16 protein-coding genes are annotated in these 21,456 nt (G+C 66.0%); 14 read left to right on the top strand and 2 right to left on the bottom strand.

What is annotated here, in order from left to right; all coding sequences use genetic code 11:
- Window positions 1–15: 15 nt before the first annotated feature.
- Together sfsA and FOC67_RS00750 are read right to left on the bottom strand one after the other, a co-directional pair.
- On the bottom strand, window positions 16–723 hold the full coding sequence (sfsA, locus tag FOC67_RS00755; RefSeq protein WP_009314238.1) for a DNA/RNA nuclease SfsA: 708 nt from the start codon (window positions 721–723) through the stop codon (window positions 16–18).
- The gene (locus tag FOC67_RS00750; RefSeq protein ID WP_009314239.1) at window positions 723–1,895 is read right to left on the bottom strand and encodes a pyridoxal phosphate-dependent aminotransferase; all 1,173 of its coding nucleotides are present in this window, start codon (window positions 1,893–1,895) and stop codon (window positions 723–725) included. The genes sfsA and FOC67_RS00750 overlap by 1 nt, the downstream gene beginning before the upstream one ends.
- Window positions 1,896–2,087: 192 nt before the next feature.
- Between FOC67_RS00750 and dksA the strand changes: the two genes are divergently transcribed.
- The 14 genes from dksA to FOC67_RS00680 all read left to right on the top strand — a co-directional run bounded on the left by dksA (window position 2,088) and on the right by FOC67_RS00680 (window position 21,453).
- Window positions 2,088–2,534 carry an RNA polymerase-binding protein DksA gene (gene dksA / locus FOC67_RS00745; protein ID WP_003095122.1) on the top strand — a complete coding sequence of 149 codons (447 nt, stop codon included), beginning with the start codon at window positions 2,088–2,090 and terminating at the stop codon, window positions 2,532–2,534.
- A 67-nt stretch (window positions 2,535–2,601) separates the two neighbouring features.
- Window positions 2,602–3,483 (top strand): tRNA glutamyl-Q(34) synthetase GluQRS, encoded by an 882-nt coding sequence (gene gluQRS, locus FOC67_RS00740; RefSeq protein ID WP_003135219.1) that lies wholly within the window; start codon window positions 2,602–2,604, stop codon window positions 3,481–3,483.
- Between the two features lie 69 nt (window positions 3,484–3,552).
- The gene (locus tag FOC67_RS00735; RefSeq protein ID WP_003095129.1) at window positions 3,553–3,729 is read left to right on the top strand and encodes a hypothetical protein; all 177 of its coding nucleotides are present in this window, start codon (window positions 3,553–3,555) and stop codon (window positions 3,727–3,729) included.
- Window positions 3,713–6,664: a two-component system sensor histidine kinase CbrA gene (gene cbrA / locus FOC67_RS00730; protein ID WP_003095132.1), complete on the top strand. Its 2,952-nt coding sequence runs from the start codon at window positions 3,713–3,715 to the stop codon at window positions 6,662–6,664. The genes FOC67_RS00735 and cbrA overlap by 17 nt, the downstream gene beginning before the upstream one ends.
- Before the next feature lie 26 nt (window positions 6,665–6,690).
- A complete protein-coding gene (gene cbrB, locus FOC67_RS00725) occupies window positions 6,691–8,127 on the top strand; it encodes a two-component system response regulator CbrB (RefSeq protein WP_003095138.1) in 1,437 nt (478 codons plus the stop codon).
- Window positions 8,128–9,026: 899 nt separating this feature from the next.
- Window positions 9,027–10,430 (top strand): polynucleotide adenylyltransferase PcnB, encoded by a 1,404-nt coding sequence (locus tag FOC67_RS00720; protein ID WP_003095142.1) that lies wholly within the window; start codon window positions 9,027–9,029, stop codon window positions 10,428–10,430.
- Window positions 10,427–10,915 carry a 2-amino-4-hydroxy-6-hydroxymethyldihydropteridine diphosphokinase gene (gene folK / locus FOC67_RS00715; protein WP_003095144.1) on the top strand — a complete coding sequence of 163 codons (489 nt, stop codon included), beginning with the start codon at window positions 10,427–10,429 and terminating at the stop codon, window positions 10,913–10,915. The genes FOC67_RS00720 and folK overlap by 4 nt, the downstream gene beginning before the upstream one ends.
- A 249-nt stretch (window positions 10,916–11,164) precedes the next feature.
- Window positions 11,165–11,965 carry a 3-methyl-2-oxobutanoate hydroxymethyltransferase gene (gene panB, locus FOC67_RS00710; RefSeq protein WP_009314242.1) on the top strand — a complete coding sequence of 267 codons (801 nt, stop codon included), beginning with the start codon at window positions 11,165–11,167 and terminating at the stop codon, window positions 11,963–11,965.
- Window positions 11,962–12,813 carry a pantoate--beta-alanine ligase gene (gene panC, locus FOC67_RS00705; RefSeq protein ID WP_003095149.1) on the top strand — a complete coding sequence of 284 codons (852 nt, stop codon included), beginning with the start codon at window positions 11,962–11,964 and terminating at the stop codon, window positions 12,811–12,813. Before panB ends, panC begins: the two co-directional genes overlap by 4 nt.
- A gap of 93 nt (window positions 12,814–12,906) precedes the next feature.
- On the top strand, window positions 12,907–13,287 hold the full coding sequence (gene panD, locus FOC67_RS00700; RefSeq protein ID WP_003095150.1) for an aspartate 1-decarboxylase: 381 nt from the start codon (window positions 12,907–12,909) through the stop codon (window positions 13,285–13,287).
- 89 nt (window positions 13,288–13,376) lie between these two features.
- Window positions 13,377–15,041: a glucose-6-phosphate isomerase gene (gene pgi / locus FOC67_RS00695; RefSeq protein ID WP_009314243.1), complete on the top strand. Its 1,665-nt coding sequence runs from the start codon at window positions 13,377–13,379 to the stop codon at window positions 15,039–15,041.
- Between the two features lie 193 nt (window positions 15,042–15,234).
- The gene (acs, locus tag FOC67_RS00690) at window positions 15,235–17,172 is read left to right on the top strand and encodes an acetate--CoA ligase (RefSeq protein ID WP_009314244.1); all 1,938 of its coding nucleotides are present in this window, start codon (window positions 15,235–15,237) and stop codon (window positions 17,170–17,172) included.
- Window positions 17,173–17,270: 98 nt separating this feature from the next.
- Window positions 17,271–18,152, top strand: a complete 882-nt coding sequence (locus FOC67_RS00685; protein WP_009314245.1) for an oxygenase MpaB family protein — start codon at window positions 17,271–17,273, stop codon at window positions 18,150–18,152.
- 124 nt (window positions 18,153–18,276) lie between these two features.
- The gene (locus FOC67_RS00680; RefSeq protein WP_009314246.1) at window positions 18,277–21,453 is read left to right on the top strand and encodes a DUF748 domain-containing protein; all 3,177 of its coding nucleotides are present in this window, start codon (window positions 18,277–18,279) and stop codon (window positions 21,451–21,453) included.
- Window positions 21,454–21,456: the final 3 nt, after the last annotated feature.

Below are 21,456 nucleotides of genomic sequence, written 5' to 3'. Positions count from 1 at the left end.
CGGCGCGGCCATGCCTCAGAGTCGCACCGGGAGGCGCCGCGCCAGGTGCAATCCTTCCGTCGTCACCTCGGCGCCATAGGCCAGCACCTCGACGCCCGCTTGCGCCGCCTCGCGCAACGCCTTGCCATAGGCTGGATCGATCTCGTCGGCGGGGCGCACCGCCTCGACCCCGGAAAGGTTCACGCAGTACAGCTGCACCGCGCGGATCCCCTCCCGCGCCAGCGCCGCCAGTTCGCGCAGGTGCTTGGCGCCGCGCAGCGTCACCGCGTCGGGAAAGGCCGCCACGGCGGTTTCGTCGAAGCCCAGGGTGACGCTCTTCACCTCGATGAACAGTGCGCCCGTGGGGTATTCCAGGCGAAAGTCGGCGCGACTGTTCTCCACGCCGTAGGCCACTTCCCGGCGCAGAGCGGTGAAACCGGCAAGCTCCGCGATGTCCCCGGCCAGCAGCGCCTCCTCTACCAGGCGGTTGGCCCGCGCCGTGTTGACGCAGGCCAGGCGGCCCTGCAGGGTCTCGCTCAGCTCCCAGGTCCCCGGCAGCTTGCGCTTGGGGTCGTTGGAGCGGCTGAACCAGACCCGGCAGCCTTCGCTCATGCAATTGAGCATCGAACCGGTATTCGGACAGTGGATGGTCAGGCGCTCGCCACCGGCGCTCTCGATATCGGCGAGGAAACGCTTGTAGCGACGCAGCAGGCGGCCTTCTTCCAGTGGCTGCTCGAAACGCATCAGGGCCGCCAGTTCTTCAGGCCGCAGGCGATCCGCTCCACCGCTTCCTGCAGGCGCGGCAGGTTCTGGGTATAGGCGAAACGCACGTGGTGGCCGGCCTGGTGGCGGCCGAAATCCAGCCCCGGGGTGAAGGCAACGTGCTCGGTCTCGATGAAGTGCTTGCAGAAGGCGTAGGCATCGCCGCCGAACGCGCTGATATCGGCGTAGAGATAGAAGGCGCCTTCAGGCTCCACGGCGATTCCGAAACCCAGCTCGCGCAGGGCCGGCAGGAGGAAGTCGCGACGGCGGGCGAACTCTTCGCGACGCTCTTCGAGAATGGCGATGGTGGTCGGCTCGAAACAGGCCAGCGCGGCCTGCTGGGCCATGCTCGGCGCGCTGATGTAGAGGTTCTGCGCCAGCTTCTCCAGCTCAGGCACCGCCGCTGCCGGCGCCACCAGCCAGCCCAGGCGCCAGCCGGTCATGCCGAAATACTTGGAAAAACTATTCAGGACGAAAGCGTCGTCGTCGACTTCCAGCACCGAGGCGGCGTCCACGCCATAGGTCAGACCGTGATAGATCTCGTCCACCACCAGGTGCCCGCCGCGGGCCTTCAAGGCGCCCGACAGGCCGGCCAGTTCGTCGCGATCGAGCAGGGTCCCGGTCGGATTCGCCGGCGTCGCCACCAGAGCGCCTACACTGTCTGAATCCCAGTGCCGCTCGATGAGATCCGGCGTCAGTTGGTAACGGCTGTCCGGCCCCACCGGCACCAGTTGCGCGGCGCCTTCCACCAGGCGCAGGAAATGCCTGTTGCACGGGTAGCCCGGGTCGGCGAGCAACCAGTGGCGGCCGGGGTCGACCAGCAAGCTGCTGGCCAGCAGCAGGGCGCCGGAGCCGCCCGGAGTGACCAGCACGCGCTGCGGGTCGAGGTCGACCCCGTAGCGTTCGCCGTAGAATTTCGCGATCGCCTCGCGCAGCGCCGGCAGGCCGCGGGCGGCGGTGTAGCGGGTATGCCCGGCGGCCAGTGCGGCGCGCCCGGCCTCGACGATCGGCTCGGCCGTGGTGAAGTCCGGCTCGCCGATCTCCAGGTGGATCACATCGTGGCCGGCGGCCTGCAACTCGTTGGCCCGCGCCAGCAGGGCCATGACATGGAAAGGCTCGATGGCCCGACTGCGCGCGCTATAGGAGGTAGCCATGGATATTCCGAACTTTGCGAGGAAAAACCGATTCTAACCAAGCCATTACGCGGGCGACACCAGCCTCGACAACCGGGAGTAGCGCCAAGGTTATCGTTCTGGTAAGTTCGCCCGCTTGCGACCGCGGGGCCGGAGAGCCGGCGAGGGAACCCTGCCGCGGACAGGATTAGCGAAAGTGAGAGGCGGCCATTCATGTCCACCAAAGCAAAACAACAGAGCAGCCAGCAGATGACCCGCGGCTTCGAACCCTATCAGGAAACCAAGGGCGAGGAGTACATGAGCGAGCGCATGCGCGCGCACTTCACCGCGATCCTGAACAAATGGAAACAGGAGCTGATGGAAGAGGTCGACCGTACCGTGCATCACATGCAGGACGAAGCGGCCAACTTCCCCGATCCGGCCGACCGCGCCAGCCAGGAAGAAGAATTCAGCCTGGAACTGCGCGCCCGCGACCGCGAGCGCAAGCTGATCAAGAAGATCGACGAGACCCTGCAACTGATCGAAGACGAAGAGTACGGCTGGTGCGACTCCTGCGGCGTCGAGATCGGCATCCGTCGCCTGGAGGCGCGCCCCACCGCAACCCTCTGCATCGACTGCAAGACCCTCGCGGAAATCCGCGAGAAGCAACTCGGCTCCTGAGCCGGACCGACGGGGCGCCAAGGCGCCCCGTTTCGTTTCCGCCGTTCCCCGCCGCACCGCCCGCGCCATGAGCTCTTCCTATGTAGGCCGCTTCGCCCCGACGCCCAGCGGCTACCTGCACTTCGGTTCCCTGGTGGCGGCCGTCGCCTCCTACCTGGACGCACGTGCCGTTGGCGGCCGCTGGCTGGTGCGCATGGAGGACCTCGACCCGCCCCGCGAAGTCCCGGGCGCCCAGCAGGCGATCCTGGAAACCCTGGAGCGCTACGGCTTCGAATGGGACGGCGCGGTGGAGCGGCAGAGCGAACGCTTCCCGGCCTACGCCGCAGTGGTCGAGCAACTGCTGCGCAGCGGCCTGGCCTACGCCTGCACTTGCTCGCGCAAGCAGCTTGAGGGATTCGCCGGGATCTACCCGGGCTTCTGCCGCGACGCCGGGCACGCCCGCGAGGATGCGGCGATCCGCCTGCGCGTGCCGGAGCTGGAATATCGCTTCGTCGACCGCGTGCAGGGCGAAGTCCGCCAGCATCTCGGCCGCGAGGTCGGCGATTTCGTCATCCAGCGCCGCGACGGTCTCTACGCCTACCAACTGGCGGTGGTGCTGGACGACGCCTGGCAGGGCATCACCGACATCGTCCGCGGCGCCGACCTGCTCGACTCGACCCCGCGCCAGCTTTACCTCCAGGAACTGCTGGGGCTGAGCCAGCCGCGCTACCTGCACGTGCCGCTGATCGTCCAGCCGGACGGGCACAAGCTCGGCAAGTCCTACCGCTCCCCACCACTGCCCGCCGAGCAGGCCGCCGCGCCGCTGACCCGCGCCCTGCGCGCGCTCGGCCAGCGGCCGCCGGCCGAACTGGCCCAGGCCAGCGCCAGCGAGGCGCTGGCCTGGGGCGTGGCGCACTGGGACGCCACGCGCATCCCGCGCTGCGCTACCCTTCCCGAGGAACGCCTGTAGCCCGCCCGGCGGCTTGCCGGCACCCACCCGCAGCCTGTAGCCTGCCGGCCCAAGCATGAGGGAAGCGGCATGTACATCTACCGACTGGTCCTGCTCCTGGTCGTGGGCATCTATCTCTTTTCCCCCGCCATCATGGACTGGTGGATCGACCCCAACGGCGCCTGGTACCGCCCGTACCTGCTGTGGCTGATCCTCATCGTGGTCACTTTCATCCTGCAGAGCCAGCGCGATGCTGACGAGCTTTAGCCTGACCCAGCTGATCCTGATCAGCGTCGCCTACCTCTCCACCCTCTTCGGCATCGCCTGGATCACCGAGCGCGGCTACGTGCCGCGCCGGCTGGTACGCCACCCGCTGGTCTACACCCTGTCGCTGGGCGTCTACGCCAGTGCCTGGGCGTTCTACGGCACGGTAGGCCTGGCCTACCAGTACGGCTATGGGTTCCTCGCCATCTACCTGGGGATTTCCGGGGCCTTCCTGCTCGCCCCGGTGCTGCTCTATCCGATCCTCCGGGTGACACGCGCCTACCAGCTGTCCTCGCTGGCCGACCTCTTCGCCTTCCGTTTCCGCAGTACCTGGGCCGGCGCCCTGACCACGCTGTTCATGCTGATCGGCGTGCTGCCGATGCTGGCCCTGCAGATCCAGGCGGTCACCGACTCGATCAGCATTCTCACCCGCGACCCGGCCCAGGAGCGGGTCGCATTCGTCTTCTGCACCCTGATCACCCTGTTCGCGATCCTCTTCGGCGCTCGCCACATCGCCACCCGCGAACGCCACGAGGGACTGGTGTTCGCCATCGCCTTCGAGTCGCTGGTCAAGCTGGTGATGCTCGGCAGTATCGGCCTCTACGCCCTGTACGGCGTCTTCGGCGGGCCGGAAGGCCTGGAAGTCTGGCTGCTGCAGAACCAGACCGCGCTGACCACCCTGCACACGCCGCTGGCCGAGGGTCCATGGCGAACGCTGCTGCTGGTGTTCTTCGCCGCGGCCATCGTGATGCCGCACATGTTCCACATGATCTTCACCGAGAACCTCAACCCGCGCGCGCTGATTTCCGCCAGCTGGGGCCTGCCGCTGTTCCTGCTGCTGATGAGCCTTGCGGTACCGCCGATCCTCTGGGCCGGGCTGCGCCTCGGCGCCTCGACCACACCGGAGTACTACACCATCGGCCTCGGCCTGGCGGTGGACAGCCCGGCCCTGGCCCTGGCCGCCTTCATCGGCGGCATCTCCGCCGCCAGCGGGCTGACCATCGTGATGACCCTGGCGCTCTCGGGAATGGTCCTCAACCACCTGGTGCTGCCGCTCTACCAGCCGCCGGCGCAGGGCAACATCTACCGCTGGCTGAAATGGACCCGGCGCCTGCTGATCGTCGCCATCATAATGGCCAGCTACGCCTTCTACCTGCTGCTGGGCGCCGAACAGGACCTCTCCAACCTGGGCATAGTGTCCTTCGTCGCCACCCTGCAATTCCTTCCCGGCGCCCTCTCGGTGCTGTACTGGCCGACCGCCAACCGCCGCGGCTTCATCTCCGGGCTGATCGCCGGCATGCTGGTCTGGGCGATCACCATGCTGCTGCCCCTGATGGGGAACGTACAGGGCCTGTACCTGCCGCTGTTCGACGTGATCTACGTGCTGGACGACTCCAACTGGCACCTGGCGGCGCTGTCCTCGCTGGCGGCCAACGTGCTGGTATTCACCCTGGTCTCGCTGTTCACCGAGGCCAGCGACGAGGAAAAAGGCGCCGCCGAGGCCTGCGCGGTGGACAACGTACGCCGTCCGCAACGCCGCGAACTGTTCGCCGGCTCGCCGCAGGAGTTCGCCAGCCAGTTGGCCAAGCCGCTGGGCGCCAAGACCGCGCAGAAGGAGGTCGAGCAGGCCCTGCGCGATCTCCACCTGCCCTTCGACGAACGTCGCCCCTATGCCCTGCGTCGCTTGCGCGACCGCATCGAGGCGAACCTTTCCGGGCTGATGGGACCCAGTGTCGCCCAGGACATCGTGGAGACCTTCCTTCCCTACAAGACCAGCGAAGAAAGCTATGTCACCGAGGACATCCACTTCATCGAGAGCCGCCTGGAGGACTATCACTCCCGGCTGACCGGCCTGGCTGCCGAACTCGACACCCTGCGCCGCTACCACCGGCAGACCCTGCAAGACCTGCCGATGGGCGTCTGCTCCCTGGCCAAGGACCAGGAAGTGCTGATGTGGAACCGCGCCATCGAGGAACTCACCGGGGTCGGCGCGCAGAAGGTCGTCGGTTCGCGCCTGTCGGCCTTGCCCGAACCCTGGAAGGGCCTGCTGGAACGCTTCATCGACGCCCCCGACGAGCACCTGCACAAACAGCGCCTGGTCTACGACGGCCACACCCGCTGGCTGAACCTGCACAAGGCGGCCATCGAGGAACCCCTGGCGCCGGGTAACAGCGGCCTGGTGCTACTGGTGGAAGACCTCACCGAAACCCAACTGCTGGAAGACAAGCTGGTCCACTCCGAGCGCCTGGCTTCCATCGGCCGCCTTGCCGCCGGGGTAGCCCACGAGATCGGCAATCCGATCACCGGCATCGCCTGCCTGGCGCAGAACCTGCGCGAGGAACGCGAAGGCGACGGCGAGCTGACCGAGATCAGCGAGCAGATCCTCGACCAGACCAAGCGCGTATCGCGCATCGTCCAGTCGTTGATGAGCTTCGCCCACTCCGGCAGCCACCTACAGGCCCTGGAACCGGTGTGCCTGAGCGAAGTCGCCCAGGAAGCCATCGGACTGCTGTCGCTGAACCGGCGTAGCGTCGAAGTAGAGTTCTTCAACCTCTGCGATCCGGCGCACTGGGTCGAGGGAGACTCGCAGCGCCTGGCCCAGGTGCTGATCAACCTGCTCTCCAATGCTCGCGACGCCAGCCCGCCGGGCGGCGCGATCCGGGTCCGCAGCGAAGCCTCGGAACATACCGTGGACCTGGTCGTCGAGGACGAGGGCAGCGGCATTCCGAAGGCGATCATGGACCAGTTGTTCGAACCGTTCTTCACCACCAAGGACCCCGGCAAGGGGACCGGGCTCGGCCTCGCACTGGTCTATTCGATCGTGGAAGAGCATTATGGACAGATAACCATCGAGAGCCCGACGGATCACCAGCGAGAAGGCGGCACCCGCTTCCGCGTGACCCTGCCGCGGCACCCTGGCCCGACGGCCGAGCTGTAGACGAGCACGTCGAGAGAGCTGAATACATGGCACATATTCTGATCGTCGAAGACGAAACCATTATCCGATCTGCATTGCGACGCCTGCTGGAGCGCAACCAGTACCAGGTCAGCGAAGCCGGCTCGGTGCAGGAAGCCCAGGAGCGCTACACCATCCCCTCCTTCGACATGGTGGTCAGCGACCTGCGCCTGCCGGGCGCCCCCGGCACCGAACTGATCAAGCTCGCCGAAGGCATTCCGGTGCTGATCATGACCAGCTACGCCAGCCTGCGTTCGGCGGTGGATTCGATGAAGATGGGCGCGGTGGACTACATCGCCAAGCCTTTCGACCACGACGAAATGCTCCAGGCCGTGGCGCGCATCCTCAAGGACCGCCAGGAGAACCGCAGCGCGGCCCCGGTCTCCGCCAACGGCGGCAAGGCCGGCGGCGAGCGCGGCGCCAGCCCGGCGGCAGCCGACGGCGAGATAGGCATCATCGGCTCCTGTGCGCCGATGCAAGAGCTGTACAGCAAGATTCGCAAGGTCGCGCCGACCGACTCCACGGTACTGATCCAGGGCGAGTCCGGCACCGGCAAGGAACTGGTCGCCCGCGCCCTGCACAACCTGTCGAAGCGCGCCAAGGCGCCGCTGATCTCGGTGAACTGTGCGGCGATTCCGGAAACCCTGATCGAATCCGAGCTGTTCGGCCATGAAAAAGGCGCCTTCACCGGTGCCAGCGCCGGGCGCGCCGGGCTGGTCGAAGCGGCCGACGGCGGCACCCTGTTCCTCGACGAGATCGGCGAACTGCCGCTGGAGGCCCAGGCCCGCCTGCTGCGCGTATTGCAGGAAGGCGAGATCCGCCGGGTCGGCTCGGTGCAATCGCAGAAGGTCGACGTGCGCCTGATCGCCGCCACCCACCGCGACCTGAAGACCCTGGCCAAGACCGGGCAATTCCGCGAAGACCTCTATTACCGCCTGCATGTGATCTCGCTGAAGCTGCCCGCCCTGCGCGAGCGTGGCAACGACGTGATGGAGATCGCCCGCGCCTTTCTGGCTCGCCAGTGCACCCGGATGGGGCGCGCGCCGCTCAGCTTCGCCCACGACGCCGAACAGGCGATCCGCCATTACCCATGGCCGGGCAACGTGCGCGAGCTGGAAAACGCCATCGAGCGGGCGGTGATCCTCAGCGAGAGCCAGGAAATCCACGCCGACCTGCTGGGTATCGACATCGAGCTGGACGACCTCGAGGACGACTTCGCCGCCGACCTCGGCCTCGGCCCGGCGGGCGCCGCGGCCAGCAACCACGAGCCCACCGAGGACCTTTCGCTGGAAGACTACTTCCAGCACTTCGTCCTCGAGCACCAGGACCACATGACCGAGACCGAGCTGGCCCGCAAGCTGGGCATCAGCCGCAAATGCCTGTGGGAACGCCGCCAGCGCCTGGGCATTCCGCGACGCAAATCAGGGGCCTCGGCCGACTCGTAACACCCTGCAACCTGTTACCGCAGACGTACCGCGTAACAGAAACCGGGTTCATCGGTAACGGGAACCCGGTTTTTTTGTGCCCTCCGCCGACCCACCGAAAACCTCAACCCCTTGATTTTACTGGGTTTCGAAAAACTGGCACGGCATCTGCTTATGTATTGGCACAACAACAATAACAAGCAACGACGAAGACAATAAAAACAACACGTAACGACTCCAGCACAACAAAAACAAAATCGCGGAGGCGCAGCTAACTGATTCTTTTGGAGAGGAGTTGCTGTCGGGACCCGTCCCGCAGCCAGTCGGAAGAAGAATAAAACTGCCTCGAGGCAGCGCACAGACTGGTTGGATCGCTCGACGATCATGGCAGCATCAGCGACCAAAGCAATCCGTTTGCTATTGAACTCCCAGCCTGGGAGATATCCCTGAAGCGACTGGCTCAAGGGACGGGTCGACAAACAAAAACAACAAGCCCGAAATCATAATAAAAACAAAGCACGCACCTACTTGGGGGGGAGCTTCGGCTCCCCCAGTAGCTTCACCCCTCCCTCCGTTTTTCCCGTTTTTCCTTCGCCTTACACCATTTCCCCATCCAATGCTAGAATCCGCGCAGACTATGCGGCCATCCGCATGCCTTGCCAGATTCACCGCAGCCTTCCCGGCCCTCTCCCGCTTCGCGGGAACAGGATGTACGGCCCCTGTTCGTTTCTGTCAGGATGCATGGCGCAGTCGGTTCCGGCGCCCGGGACGCCCTGTGCGTCGCGGGGCCAAACATTCAACGGGTACAGAACACGCCTCGCCCGAGAGGTCCTGATAATGCCGCAGCATTACCCGACGTCCGTCCTGTTTGAGCAACGCAGGCGTGCAATCACCCACATCGTGCTCCCGATAACACATCCATGCTGAAAAAGCTGATCCAGACCATTCGTTCCCCCCTGCGCCGTCCGCGCGCCGTCCGTACAACCCCGGAAGTCATCGGTAACAACCAGCACTCCCTGCGCCGGGACCAGTTCAGCCGGAACGCCGTCAAGGTCGTCGAGATCCTCCAGCGGGCCGGCTACCAGGCCTACGTGGTCGGGGGCTGCGTACGCGACCAGATGCTCGGCATCGCTCCCAAGGACTTCGATGTCGCCACCAGCGCCACGCCGGAGCAGGTCCGCGCCGAATTCCGCAACGCGCGGATCATCGGCCGCCGCTTCAAACTGGTACACGTGCACTTCGGCCGCGAGATCATCGAGGTCGCCACCTTCCGCGCCCATCATCCGGAAGGCCAGGACGATGGCGATAGCCGCGCGTCCAGCAACGAAAGCGGCCGCATCCTGCGCGATAACGTCTATGGCAGCCTGGAAGACGACGCCCAGCGCCGCGACTTCACCATCAATGCCCTGTACTTCGACGTCACCAGCGAGCGGCTGCTGGACTACGCCAATGGCGTTCACGACATCCGCAATCGCCTGATCCGCCTGATCGGCGATCCGGAGCAGCGTTATCTGGAAGACCCGGTGCGGATGCTGCGGGCGGTACGTTTCGCCGCCAAGCTCGACTTCGAGATCGAAAAGCACAGCGCCGCGCCGATTCGCCGGCTGGCCCCGCTGCTGCGGGAAATCCCTTCGGCGCGCCTGTTCGACGAGGTGCTCAAGCTGTTCCTCGCCGGCCGGGCCGAGCGCACTTTCGAACTGCTGGTCGAGTACGAACTGTTCGCGCCGCTGTTCCCGGCCAGCGCCAAGGCACTGCAGGCCAACCCCGACTACACCGGCAAGCTGATCCGCCAGGCCCTGGCCAATACCGATGCGCGAATTCGCCAGGGCAAGCCGGTAACCCCGGCCTTCCTCTTCGCCGCACTGCTCTGGCCGGCCCTGCCGGCGCGCGTCGCGCAGTTGCAGGAGAAAGGCATGCCGGCCATCCCGGCGATGCAGGAAGCCGCCCACGAACTGATCAGCGAACAGTGCCAGCGGATTGCCATTCCCAAGCGTTTCACCCTGCCGATCCGCGAGATATGGGATATGCAGGAACGTCTGCCGCGACGCCAGGGCAAGCGCGCCGACCTGCTCCTGGAAAACCCGCGCTTCCGCGCCGGCTACGACTTCCTCCTGCTGCGCGAAAGTGCCGGCGAGGAAACCGAAGGACTCGGCCAATGGTGGACCGATTACCAGGAAGTCAGCGACAGCGAGCGGCGCAACATGATCCGCGACCTGGTCAGCCAGGAAGACGGCAGCGCCCCGCGCAAGCGTCGCCGCGGCGGCAACAGCGGCCGTCGGCGCCGCGGGCCGCGCAAGGAAGGCAGCGGCGGAAGCGGCGAATGATCCAGCGCGTCTACGTGGCGCTGGGCAGCAACCTGGCCGAACCGCGCGAGCAGATCCAGGCTGCCCTCGATGCCTTCGAGCGGCTTCCCGAGACCCGCCTGGTCGCCGTCTCGCCGCTCTATATCAGCGACCCGCTCGGCCCCGCCGACCAGCCGCGCTTCGTCAACGGCGTGGCGGCCCTCGACACCAACCTGGCGCCGCTCGACCTGCTCGACGCCCTGCAGGCCATCGAACTGGAACAGGGGCGCGTCCGCGACCTGCGCTGGGGTCCGCGCACGCTCGACCTGGACATCCTGCTGTTCGGCGAACAATTGCTCGACCTGCCGCGCCTGAAGGTGCCGCACTACCACATGCAGGCGCGCGCTTTCGTGCTCTATCCCCTCGCCGATCTCGCCCCCGACCTGCGCCTGCCCGATGGCCGCCACCTACCGGAGCTGCTCGCGGCCTGTCCGTTCGAGGGCATCGAACGCCTTCCGGGCGCCTGACCCTGCCTGCCCGCCGCTGCGCGGATACCTCGCGGCGGGCTCTTCACACTGTTACCGAAAAGCTGACGAAGGACGCCGCGGATGGGCGTACACTGCGCGCGCAACCGCAGGCGGCGCGGCGTTCGGCAGTGGCAGTAACGCCGTAACAATGCGGTAACACCTGCAATTGACTTCGAGCCACCCCATCCGGACTATAAGTGGCCGTTTGCCCCGCGCCGGCTCATCACCGGCCCAACGAGGAGCCTTTCCATGCCTGATGTAACCCTGACCACCCTGCAAGGGTTGAAGCAGAGCGGCGAGAAGATCGCCATGCTGACCTGCTACGACGCCACCTTCGCCCACACCGCCAGCCAGGCCGGCGTGGACGTGCTTCTGGTCGGAGATTCGCTCGGAATGGTATTGCAGGGTCACGACAGCACCCTGCCGGTCAGCAACGAGGAAATGGCCTATCACACGGCCTGCGTGAAACGCGGTAACAAAGGTTCCCTGATCGTCACCGACCTGGCCTTCGAATCCAGCCATTCCGTGGCCCAGACCCTTGCCGACGCGGTCCGCCTGATGCAGGCCGGCGCACACATGGTCAAGCTGGAGGGTGGGGCCTGGCTGGCGGAGCCGATCGCCCGCCTGGCACAGATGGGCGTGCCGGTCTGCGCGCATCTCGGCCTGACCCCCCAGGCGGTCAACCTGTTCGGCGGCTTCAAGGTCCAGGGCCGCCAGGAAACCCAGGCGCGCCAGTTGCGCGCCGATGCCATCGCCCTGGAGCAGGCCGGCGCCGCCATGCTGCTGCTGGAGTGCGTGCCCAGCGTGCTGGCCGAAGAGATCACCCAGGCGGTGAAGATCCCGGTGATCGGGATTGGCGCCGGTGCGGCGACCGATGGCCAGGTGCTGGTCATGCACGACATGCTGGGTCTCTCGCTGACCGGCCGCTCGCCCAAGTTCGTCAAGGATTTCATGCAAGGCCAGGAGAGCATCCCAGCCGCCATCGCGGCCTACGTCCGCGCCGTCAAGGACGTGTCCTTCCCCACCGCCGAACACGGATTCAACGCATGAACACCGTCAAGACCGTCCGTGAACTGCGCGCCGCGGTGGCGCGCGCCCGCAGCGAAGGCAAGCGCATCGGCTTCGTGCCGACCATGGGCAACCTCCACGCCGGCCATGCCGCGCTGGTAAAGAAAGCCGGCGAACGCGCCGACTTCGTGGTCGTCAGCATCTTCGTCAACCCGCTGCAATTCGGCCCCAGCGAAGACCTCGACAAATACCCGCGAACCCTCGCAGCCGACCAGGAACGCCTGCTCGAAGCCGGCTGCCACCTGCTGTTCACCCCGACCGTCGAGGAAATGTACCCCGACGGCATGGACGGGCAGACCCGCATCCATGTTCCCGGCGTCTCCGAAGGCCTTTGCGGCGCCAGTCGTCCCGGCCATTTCGAAGGCGTGGCGACCGTGGTCAGCAAGTTGCTGAACATGGTCCAGCCGGACCTCGCGCTGTTCGGCGAAAAGGATTTCCAGCAGTTGGCGGTGATCCGCAAGCTGGTCCGCGACCTCAACCTGCCGGTGCAGATCTTCGGCGAGCCGACGGTGCGCGCCGCCGATGGCCTCGCGTTGTCCTCGCGCAACGGTTACCTCGACGAGCAGCAGCGCGCCGCTGCCCCGGCGATCTACCGCACCCTGCGGCAGCTCGGCGAACGCATCCGCGCCGGCGCCGAGGACTTCCCGGCATTGCTCGCCGACGCCCGCCAGGCCCTAGAACAGGCCGGGCTGCGCCCCGACTACCTGGAAATCCGCGAGCCGATCAGCCTGCGCCCCGGGGTACCCGGCGACCGCCAACTGGTGATCCTGGTCGCCGCCTACCTGGGCAGTACCCGACTGATCGACAACCTCTCAGTCCACCTCGATTGACGCATGCCGAGCCCCCGGTTCCCGGGGGCTTGAGCGCTCACCACGGACTCGCCATACTCTGCCGCCCCCCGCGGACCCGATAGGAGTCGCCCCATGCACGCCATCATGCTCAAAGCCAAGTTGCATCGCGCCGAAGTCACCCATGCCGTCCTCGACTACGAAGGCTCCTGCGCCATCGACGGCGATTGGCTGGACCTCTCCGGAATCCGCGAGTACGAACAGATCCAGATCTACAACGTCGACAACGGCGAGCGCTTCACCACCTATGCGATCCGCGCCGAGAACGGCTCGAAGATGATCTCGGTGAACGGCGCCGCGGCACACAAGGCCAAGGTCGGCGACCGCGTGATCATCTGCGCCTACGCACACTACAGCGAAGCCGAACTGGCCAGCCACAAGCCGCGCATGCTGTACATGGCGCCGGGCAACCAGCTCAGCCATACCAGCGAGGCGATTCCGATACAGGTCGCCTGACCTCGCCCCCTCTGGATAAAGCCCGGTTTCATCCGGGCTTTTTCATGTTCAAATAAGTGCGCCATCGAATTCCAACCAGAAGGTCAGCCATGAAGCACCACCTCACTCCGCTGGATGCCACGCAACTCGACAGTTGGCGCGCCCTGGCCGCCCATCGCCAGGAACTGCAGGACTTCAGGATGCGCCAGGCGTTCATCGACGATCCGGAGCGCTTCAAGCGGTTTTCCTTCAGCGCCTGTGGGCTGTTCCTCGACTTCTCGAAGAACCTGATTCGCCAGGACACCATCGACCTGCTGGTGAAGCTGGCCGAGGAAGCACGGCTGAGCGACGCGATCCGGGCGATGTTCGACGGCGAGGCGATCAATGCCTCCGAGCGCCGGCCGGTACTGCATACCGCGCTGCGTCGACCGATCGGCGACAAGGTGCTGGTCGATGGCGTCGACGTGATGCCGGAAGTCCACCGCGTCCTGCACCAGATGACCGAGCTGGTAGGCTACGTGCACAACGGCCTGTGGCGCGGCTATACCGAAAAGCCGATCACCGACGTGGTGAACATCGGCATCGGCGGCTCCTTCCTCGGCCCGCAACTGGTATCCGAAGCCTTGCTGCCGTTCGCCCAGAAAGGCGTGCGCTGCCACTACCTGGCGAACATCGACGGTAGCGAGTTCCATGAACTGGCCAGCCGCCTGAACGCCGAGACCACCCTGTTCATCGTTTCCTCCAAGTCCTTCGGGACCCTGGAAACCCTGAAGAACGCCCAGGCCGCACGCGCCTGGTACCTGGCCCAGGGCGGCACCGAGGAAGAGCTCTACCGCCATTTCATCGCCGTCTCCAGCAACAAGGAAGCCGCGATCGCCTTCGGCATCCGCGAAGAAAACATCTTCCCCATGTGGGACTGGGTCGGCGGCCGCTACTCGCTGTGGTCGGCCATCGGCCTGCCGATCGCCATGTCCATCGGCATCTCCAACTTCAAGGAGCTGCTGTCCGGTGCCTACAACATGGACCAGCACTTCCAGACCGCGCCGTTCGAACGCAACATCCCGGTGCTGCTCGGCCTGCTCGGCGTCTGGTACGGCGACTTCTGGGGCGCGAACAGCCACGCGATCCTGCCCTACGACTACTATCTGCGGAATATCACCGACCACCTGCAGCAACTGGACATGGAATCCAACGGCAAGAGCGTGCGCCAGGACGGTACGCCGGTCACCAGCGGCACCGGGCCGGTGATCTGGGGTGGTGTCGGCTGCAACGGCCAGCACGCCTACCATCAGTTGCTGCACCAGGGCACCCAGTTGATCCCGGCGGACTTCATCGTCCCGGTGAGCAGCTACAACCCGGTGGCCGACCATCACCAGTGGCTGTACGCCAACTGCCTGTCGCAGAGCCAGGCGCTGATGCTCGGCAAGAGCCGCGAGGAGGCCGAGGCCGAACTGCGCGCCAAGGGCCTGCCGGAAGCCGAAGTGCAGCGCCTGGCGCCGCACAAGGTGATCCCGGGCAACCGACCGAGCAACACCCTGGTGGTCGAGCGCATCAGCGCCCGCCGCCTCGGCGCGCTGATCGCCATGTACGAGCACAAGGTCTACGTACAGAGCATCCTCTGGGGCATCAACGCCTTCGACCAATGGGGCGTGGAGCTTGGCAAGGAACTCGGCAAGGGTGTCTATTCGCGTCTGGTCGGCAGCGAGGAAACCTCGGCCGAGGACGCCTCGACCCAAGGCCTGATCGACTTCTTCCGCGGCCGCCATCGCGGCTGATCCGCCTCTCCCCAAAGCCCGGCCCTAGGCCGGGCTTTTTCATTCCGCCCTGCGATTGACCCCGGCGCCTTCCCCGCTCGCGCCTTTGGCACTTGAACATGGCACTCGCCTGGCCCACCCTTGGTCGAACCTGAAGAGGGGCCGCGTGCGGTCTCTCGACACCTTGCGGAGCAGAAAAACAAAGGAAACCGCCATGTTCGAGATCAGCGTCCACCCGGTGCCGGACGCCGTCCGCCAGCGTGCCTACCTGAACGACGACGACTACCAGCGCCTGTACCGCCAATCCGTCGAGAACCCCGACGAGTTCTGGGGCGAGCAGGCCAAGGCCTTCCTCGATTGGTTCAAGCCCTGGCACAGCGTCCACCACGGCGACCTGAGGAAAGGCCAGGCCACCTGGTTCAAGGGCGGCCAGTTGAACGTCGCCTACAACTGCATCGACCGCCACCTGGAACGCCGCGGCGAACAGATCGCGATCGTCTGGGAAGGCGACAACCCCAGCGAATCCGCGCACATCACCTACCGCAAGCTGCACCACAACGTCTGCCGCCTGGCTAACGTGCTGAAGAGCCGCGGCGTGGAAAAGGGCGACCGGGTCTGCATCTACATGCCGATGATTCCCGAGGCCGCCTACGCCATGCTCGCCTGCGTCCGCATCGGGGCGGTGCACTCGGTGGTGTTCGGCGGCTTCTCGCCGGACTCGCTGCGCGACCGCATCCTCGATGCCGACTGCCGCACCGTGATCACCGCCGACGAGGGCGTGCGCGGCGGCAAGTACATCCCGCTGAAGCAGAATGTGGAAAAGGCACTGAAGGACTGTCCGGACGTCTCCACCGTGGTGGTGGTCGAGCGCACCCAGGGCGACATACCCTGGGTCGAAGGCCGCGACATCTGGTACCACAAGGCGCTCCACGCGGCCTCAGCCGACTGCCCGGCGGAAGCGATGGACGCCGAGGACCCGCTGTTCATCCTCTATACTTCCGGCAGCACCGGCAAGCCGAAGGGCGTGTTGCACACCACCGGGGGCTACCTGCTCGGCGCGGCGATGACCCACAAGTACGTGTTCGACTACCACGATGGCGACGTCTACTGGTGCACCGCCGACGTCGGCTGGGTCACCGGACACAGCTATATCGTCTACGGCCCGCTGGCCAACGGCGCCACCACCCTGATGTTCGAGGGCGTGCCCAACTACCCGGACGCCTCGCGCTTCTGGCAGGTGATCGACAAGCACCAGGTGAATATCTTCTACACCGCGCCGACCGCGATCCGCGCGCTGATGCGCGAAGGCGACGCCCCGGTCCGCCAGACCTCGCGCAGCAGCCTGCGCCTGCTCGGCTCGGTGGGCGAGCCGATCAACCCGGAAGCCTGGGAGTGGTACTACCAGGTGGTCGGCGAGAAGCGCTGCCCCATCGTCGATACCTGGTGGCAGACCGAGACCGGCAGCATCCTGATCACCCCGTTGCCCGGCGCCACTGCGCTAAAGCCAGGCTCGGCGACCCGCCCGTTCTTCGGCGTGCAACCCGTGCTGCTCGACGAGAAAGGCAAGGAAATCGACGGCGCGGGCAGCGGCGTACTGGCGATCAAGGCCAGTTGGCCGAGTCAGATCCGCAGCGTCTACGGCGACCACCAGCGGATGATCGACACCTACTTCAAGCCCTACCCCGGGTATTACTTCAGCGGCGACGGCGCGCGCCGCGACGAGGACGGCTACTACTGGATCACCGGCCGGGTCGACGACGTGATCAATGTCTCCGGACACCGGATCGGCACCGCCGAGGTCGAGAGCGCGCTGGTCCTGCACGATGCGGTGGCCGAGGCGGCGGTGGTCGGCTGCCCGCATGACGTGAAGGGCCAGGCCATCTACGCGTTCGTCACCCTGATGGCCGGCAGTCAGCCCAGCGAGGCGCTGCAACAGGAATTGCTGGCCCTGGTCGGCAAGGAGATCGGCAGCTTCGCCAAGCCGGATCACCTGCAATGGGCGCCCAGCCTGCCGAAGACCCGCTCCGGCAAGATCATGCGGCGTATCCTGCGCAAGATCGCCTGCAACGAGCTGGACAGTCTCGGCGATACCTCGACCCTGGCCGATCCGGGAGTGGTGCAGGGGTTGATCGACAACCGCCTCAACCGCTGACCCGCGCAACCGTCCCGCCGCCCTGCGGCGCGGGACGGTTCCAGTCGCTCCGGCGCCTGGGTTAAGCTCGTGCCTGCCCCGTCGTAGCGAGCCCCCCCATGGAAAGCGTCCGTCGCCATATCGAAAGCCAGGTGCTGAGCCTTACCGGGCTCGCCGTCGGCGGTGTCGACTTCGAATCGCCGAAAGGCGATCCGGGCCTGTTCGGCCCCGACGCCGCCTGCTGGAAGGTCCACGGCGACTTCAGCAGCATGATGATCGGCGGCATCGGCGCGCTGCTCCTGCAGATGCTCCATCCGCTGGCCCTGGCGGGGGTGTGGGACCACTCCAATTTCCGCGACGACCTGCTCGGGCGCCTGCGTCGTACCGGCCAGTTCATCTCGGCCACCACCTACGGCCCGCTGGCCGATGCCGAGCGACTGATCGAGCGGGTCCGGCGCATCCACGAAAGCGTCATCGGCCAGTTGCCCGACGGCACGCCCTACTCCGCCAGCGACCCGGACCTGCTGACCTGGGTGCATGTCGCCGAGGTCAGCAGCTTTCTCAAGTCCTACCTGCGCTATCTCAATCCCGACCTGCCGGGCAGCGAGCAGGACCGTTACTACTCGGAAATCGCCCTGGTCGCCGAACGCCTCGGCGCCCGTGCGGTGCCACGCGACCGCCAGCAGATCGCCACCTACCTGGAGGCCATGCGTCCGCGACTGCGTTGCGACGAACGCACCCGCGAAGTGGTGCGGATTCTCTTCAACGCGCCGGCGCCCAGCACCCTGGCCAGGCCGTTCGGCGCGCTGATGCTGCGCGCAGGCGCCGAGCTGTTGCCGGAATGGGCCGGATCGATGCTCGACCTCCCGTTCAGTCCGCTGCAACGCCGCCTGATCCGCGGCAGCGTCAGGCGCAGCGTCCCCTTGCTGCGCTGGGCGGTGCGCAACGCTTCGATGCATCGAGCCTGTCGGCGCATGGGGCTGCCGCCGGTGAGTCACTGAACTTTCGTGCCGTGACAGCAAGAATACCCGTCCAAAGGCTCTGAAACGGCGCGAATCACGGTCGGAACCTTGAGGCCGTGCCATACTCCAACGCACCGCTTAGAACGGAAAACGAAAGAGAGCCATGCCCAAAGGACTGAAACGCGCTGTCAGCGCCCTGCTGATCACCTTCCTCGTCTATTGCCTGCTGGGCTTCCTGCTCATACCCGGCATCGGGCTGCGCGTCGCCAACCAGCAACTGGCGCAATACGCCACCGTCCCCGCACGTCTCGAACGTATCGAATTCAACCCCTTCAGCCTGGAATTGACCCTCTGGGGTCTGCGCCTGGGCGACGAGAAGCCCCCCCAGCTCGCCTTCCGCCGGCTGTACGCCAACCTGCAGCTGGACAGCCTGTGGAAACGCCAGTTGCACCTGGCCGACGTCGAGCTGGAAGGTCCGCATACCGAACTGCTGTTCGACGAGAAGGGCCAGCTCAACCTGGCCAGCCTGTTCAGGATCCCGCCGAGCGAAGCGCCCGAGCCTGAACAGCCGAGCGATCCGTTCCCGCTGCGCATCGACCGCATCCAACTGGCCGAGGGCAGCCTGCACTTCCAGGACCTGCGACCGAGCGAGCCGGTGGACTTCAGCTTCGATCCGCTGGGCTTCGAGCTGCACAACCTCAGCACCCTGCCCGACGACGGCGCGAAGATGACCCTGGTCGCCACCGGCCCGAACGGCGGCCGCCTCGACTGGGAAGGCGACCTGACCCTGGTGCCGATCACGTCCAGGGGCCACCTGAGCGTCAAGGATATCCAGCTCAAGGCCTGGTGGCCCTATGTCCGCGACAATGCCCCGCTGGTGCTGGAGAACGGCGTGGTCAGCCTCTCCAGCGACTATCGCCTGGACCTGTCCAAGGACACCCAGCTGCTGCTCGACAAGGCCGCGCTGAAACTCGCAGACTTCAGCATCAATTCGCCCCAGGGCAAGCCGCTGGCCAAGCTCGCCAGCCTCGACGTGGCCGCTACCACCCTGGACCTGGCCAAGCAGGAAGTGGTGCTCGGCGAAGTCCGCAGCCAGGGCCTGGAGGCCTGGGCCGCGCGCGAGAAGGACGGCCAGCTCGACTGGCAGAAACTGTTCGCCGACTTCACTCCGCCGCCACGCAAGGCGCCTGCACCCAAGCCGGCGGAAAACACCGATCCCGCCAAGGACAGGCCGGCGGAGAAGGACGCCAGCGTCGCCGAGACGGAAAGGGCAACGGACGACAAAGAGTCCGCCAAGGTCGCGGAAGGCGCTGCCGACAAGGTAGCCAAGCAAGAGACGAGCAAGGCTCCGAAGACCGGCAAGGCAACCGGGCAGGAAACGGCCAAGACTGCGGAAATCGACAAGGCGGCCAGCGACTCTCCGCAACAGCTCGCCGACACTGCAAAGACGCCTCCGCCGGAAAGTACGAAAGCCGCCGCGGAGACGCCCGCCAAGCCCTGGCACATCGTCCTGCGCGACGCCCAGTTGCGCGGCTACAAGGCGCACCTGGTGGATCGCCAGCCGGCCACCGAGGTCCCGCTGGAAGTCGGCCCGCTGGACCTCGACCTGCAGAACGTCGACAGCCTCGGCAAGACCCCCTTCGATCTCAAGCTCAAGACCGGCCTCGGCAACCGCGGCCAGGTCCAGGCCAGCGGCCAGGTGGTGCTCGACCCGGTCAGCGCCAGGCTCAAGGTCAGTACCCGCGACATCGACCTGCGCGTGGCCCAGGCCTACATCTCGCCGTTCATCCGCCTGGAACTGCGCAGCGGCTTCCTTGGCAGCGAGCTGGCGGTCGACCTGAAGAGCGTCGAGCCGCTGGCCTTCAGCGTCGACGGCAGCGCCGAAGTCAGCCAGTTGCATACCCTGGATACCATCAAGGACCGCGACTTCGTCAAATGGACCAAGCTGACCCTCAACGGCCTCGCCTATCGGCACGAGGACAGCCTGTCGATCCAGAGCGTGTCCTTCGAGGAGCCCTACGCCCGCTTCATCATCAACGAAGATCGCAGCACCAACGTCAGCGAGCTGATCATCCCGCAACCGGGTAGTTCGTCCGGCAAGGCCGCCGCCGAAAGCAAGAACGCGCCGGCGAGCAAGCCGCTGGGCATCCACATCGGCGGCGTACGGATCAACAACGGCTCGGCGAACTTCGCCGACCTGACCCTGATGCCGCCGTTCGGTACCGCCATCCAGCAGCTCAGCGGCGAAGTCGGCACCCTCGACACGCGCAACTCGCAGCCGGCCAAGGTGGACATCAAGGGCAAGGTCGACAAGTACGCACCGGTGACCATCGCCGGCGAACTGGACCCATTCGACCCGCTGAAGAAGCTCGACATCACCACCAGCTTCAAGCGCGTCGAGCTGACCACCCTGACGCCCTATTCCGGCAAGTTCGCCGGCTACCGCATCCGCAAGGGGCGACTCAACCTGGACCTGCACTACCAGATCGAACGCAGCCAACTGAAGGCGGAAAACAAGGTCCTGCTGGAAGGCCTGCAACTCGGCGAGAAGGTCGACAGCCCGGATGCCGTGGACCTGCCGGTGAAGCTGGCGGTAGCCCTGCTCAAGGACACCAAGGGCAACATCGATATCCAGTTGCCGGTGGCCGGCGACCTGAACAACCCGGAGTTCAGCGTCATGCCGATCGTCTGGCAGACCCTGCGCAACCTGGTCCTGCGCGCCGTGCAGGCGCCGTTCAAGTTCATCGCCGGCCTCGCCGCCGGCGGCAACGAGGATCTCGGCACGGTCCCCTTCGCCGCGGGCAGCGACGAGCTGACGCCGGAAGCCCAGGCCAACCTCGACAAGCTCGCCGATGCGCTCAAGGAGCGGCCGGCGCTGCGCCTGGAAGTGGAAGGCGTGGCCTCCGCCGCGGCTGACGGTCCCTCGATCGGCGCCAAGCGTCTCGAACTGGAATACCAGAACACCTACTACCGCATGCTCCAGCGTCGCGGCGACAAGGTACCGAGCGACGCCAAGCAGCTCGAGGTGCCGGAGAACATGCAGGCACCGCTGCTCGAAGGCATCTACCGGACCCGCCTGAAGCAGCAGCCACCGGCCGAGTGGAAAGAACTGGACAGCGACGAACGCACCGCGAAGATGCGCGAAGCGGTGATCGCTTCCTGGGCCAAGAGCCAGGTGCTGCTGCGCCAGATCGGCCAGGCCCGGGCCACCCGGATCAAGGATTACCTGGTGGAGAAAGGCCAGTTGCCGGACGATCGCATCTACTTGATCGACGTCAGTTTCGCCGAAGGCGAAGACAAGGGTAATGTCGACACCCAATTGCACCTGGATAGCGAGTGATAC

It is taken from the genome of Pseudomonas sp. FDAARGOS_761, from assembly GCF_013343155.1.
Lineage (GTDB): Bacteria > Pseudomonadota > Gammaproteobacteria > Pseudomonadales > Pseudomonadaceae > Pseudomonas > Pseudomonas aeruginosa.
The sequence above is the reverse complement of the archived record's forward strand: the minus strand, read 5'-3'. Positions and strand labels throughout refer to the sequence as shown.

What these genes read in the sequence shown, in the direction of transcription:
- sfsA (WP_009314238.1), bottom strand. Translation starts at nt 723, where the DNA reads ATGCGTTTCGAGCAGCCACTGGAAGAAGGCCGCCTGCTGCGTCGCTAC.
- FOC67_RS00750 (WP_009314239.1), bottom strand. Translation starts at nt 1,895, where the DNA reads ATGGCTACCTCCTATAGCGCGCGCAGTCGGGCCATCGAGCCTTTCCAT.
- dksA (WP_003095122.1), top strand. Translation starts at nt 2,088, where the DNA reads ATGTCCACCAAAGCAAAACAACAGAGCAGCCAGCAGATGACCCGCGGC.
- gluQRS (WP_003135219.1), top strand. Translation starts at nt 2,602, where the DNA reads ATGAGCTCTTCCTATGTAGGCCGCTTCGCCCCGACGCCCAGCGGCTAC.
- FOC67_RS00735 (WP_003095129.1), top strand. Translation starts at nt 3,553, where the DNA reads ATGTACATCTACCGACTGGTCCTGCTCCTGGTCGTGGGCATCTATCTC.
- cbrA (WP_003095132.1), top strand. Translation starts at nt 3,713, where the DNA reads ATGCTGACGAGCTTTAGCCTGACCCAGCTGATCCTGATCAGCGTCGCC.
- cbrB (WP_003095138.1), top strand. Translation starts at nt 6,691, where the DNA reads ATGGCACATATTCTGATCGTCGAAGACGAAACCATTATCCGATCTGCA.
- FOC67_RS00720 (WP_003095142.1), top strand. Translation starts at nt 9,027, where the DNA reads ATGCTGAAAAAGCTGATCCAGACCATTCGTTCCCCCCTGCGCCGTCCG.
- folK (WP_003095144.1), top strand. Translation starts at nt 10,427, where the DNA reads ATGATCCAGCGCGTCTACGTGGCGCTGGGCAGCAACCTGGCCGAACCG.
- panB (WP_009314242.1), top strand. Translation starts at nt 11,165, where the DNA reads ATGCCTGATGTAACCCTGACCACCCTGCAAGGGTTGAAGCAGAGCGGC.
- panC (WP_003095149.1), top strand. Translation starts at nt 11,962, where the DNA reads ATGAACACCGTCAAGACCGTCCGTGAACTGCGCGCCGCGGTGGCGCGC.
- panD (WP_003095150.1), top strand. Translation starts at nt 12,907, where the DNA reads ATGCACGCCATCATGCTCAAAGCCAAGTTGCATCGCGCCGAAGTCACC.
- pgi (WP_009314243.1), top strand. Translation starts at nt 13,377, where the DNA reads ATGAAGCACCACCTCACTCCGCTGGATGCCACGCAACTCGACAGTTGG.
- acs (WP_009314244.1), top strand. Translation starts at nt 15,235, where the DNA reads ATGTTCGAGATCAGCGTCCACCCGGTGCCGGACGCCGTCCGCCAGCGT.
- FOC67_RS00685 (WP_009314245.1), top strand. Translation starts at nt 17,271, where the DNA reads ATGGAAAGCGTCCGTCGCCATATCGAAAGCCAGGTGCTGAGCCTTACC.
- FOC67_RS00680 (WP_009314246.1), top strand. Translation starts at nt 18,277, where the DNA reads ATGCCCAAAGGACTGAAACGCGCTGTCAGCGCCCTGCTGATCACCTTC.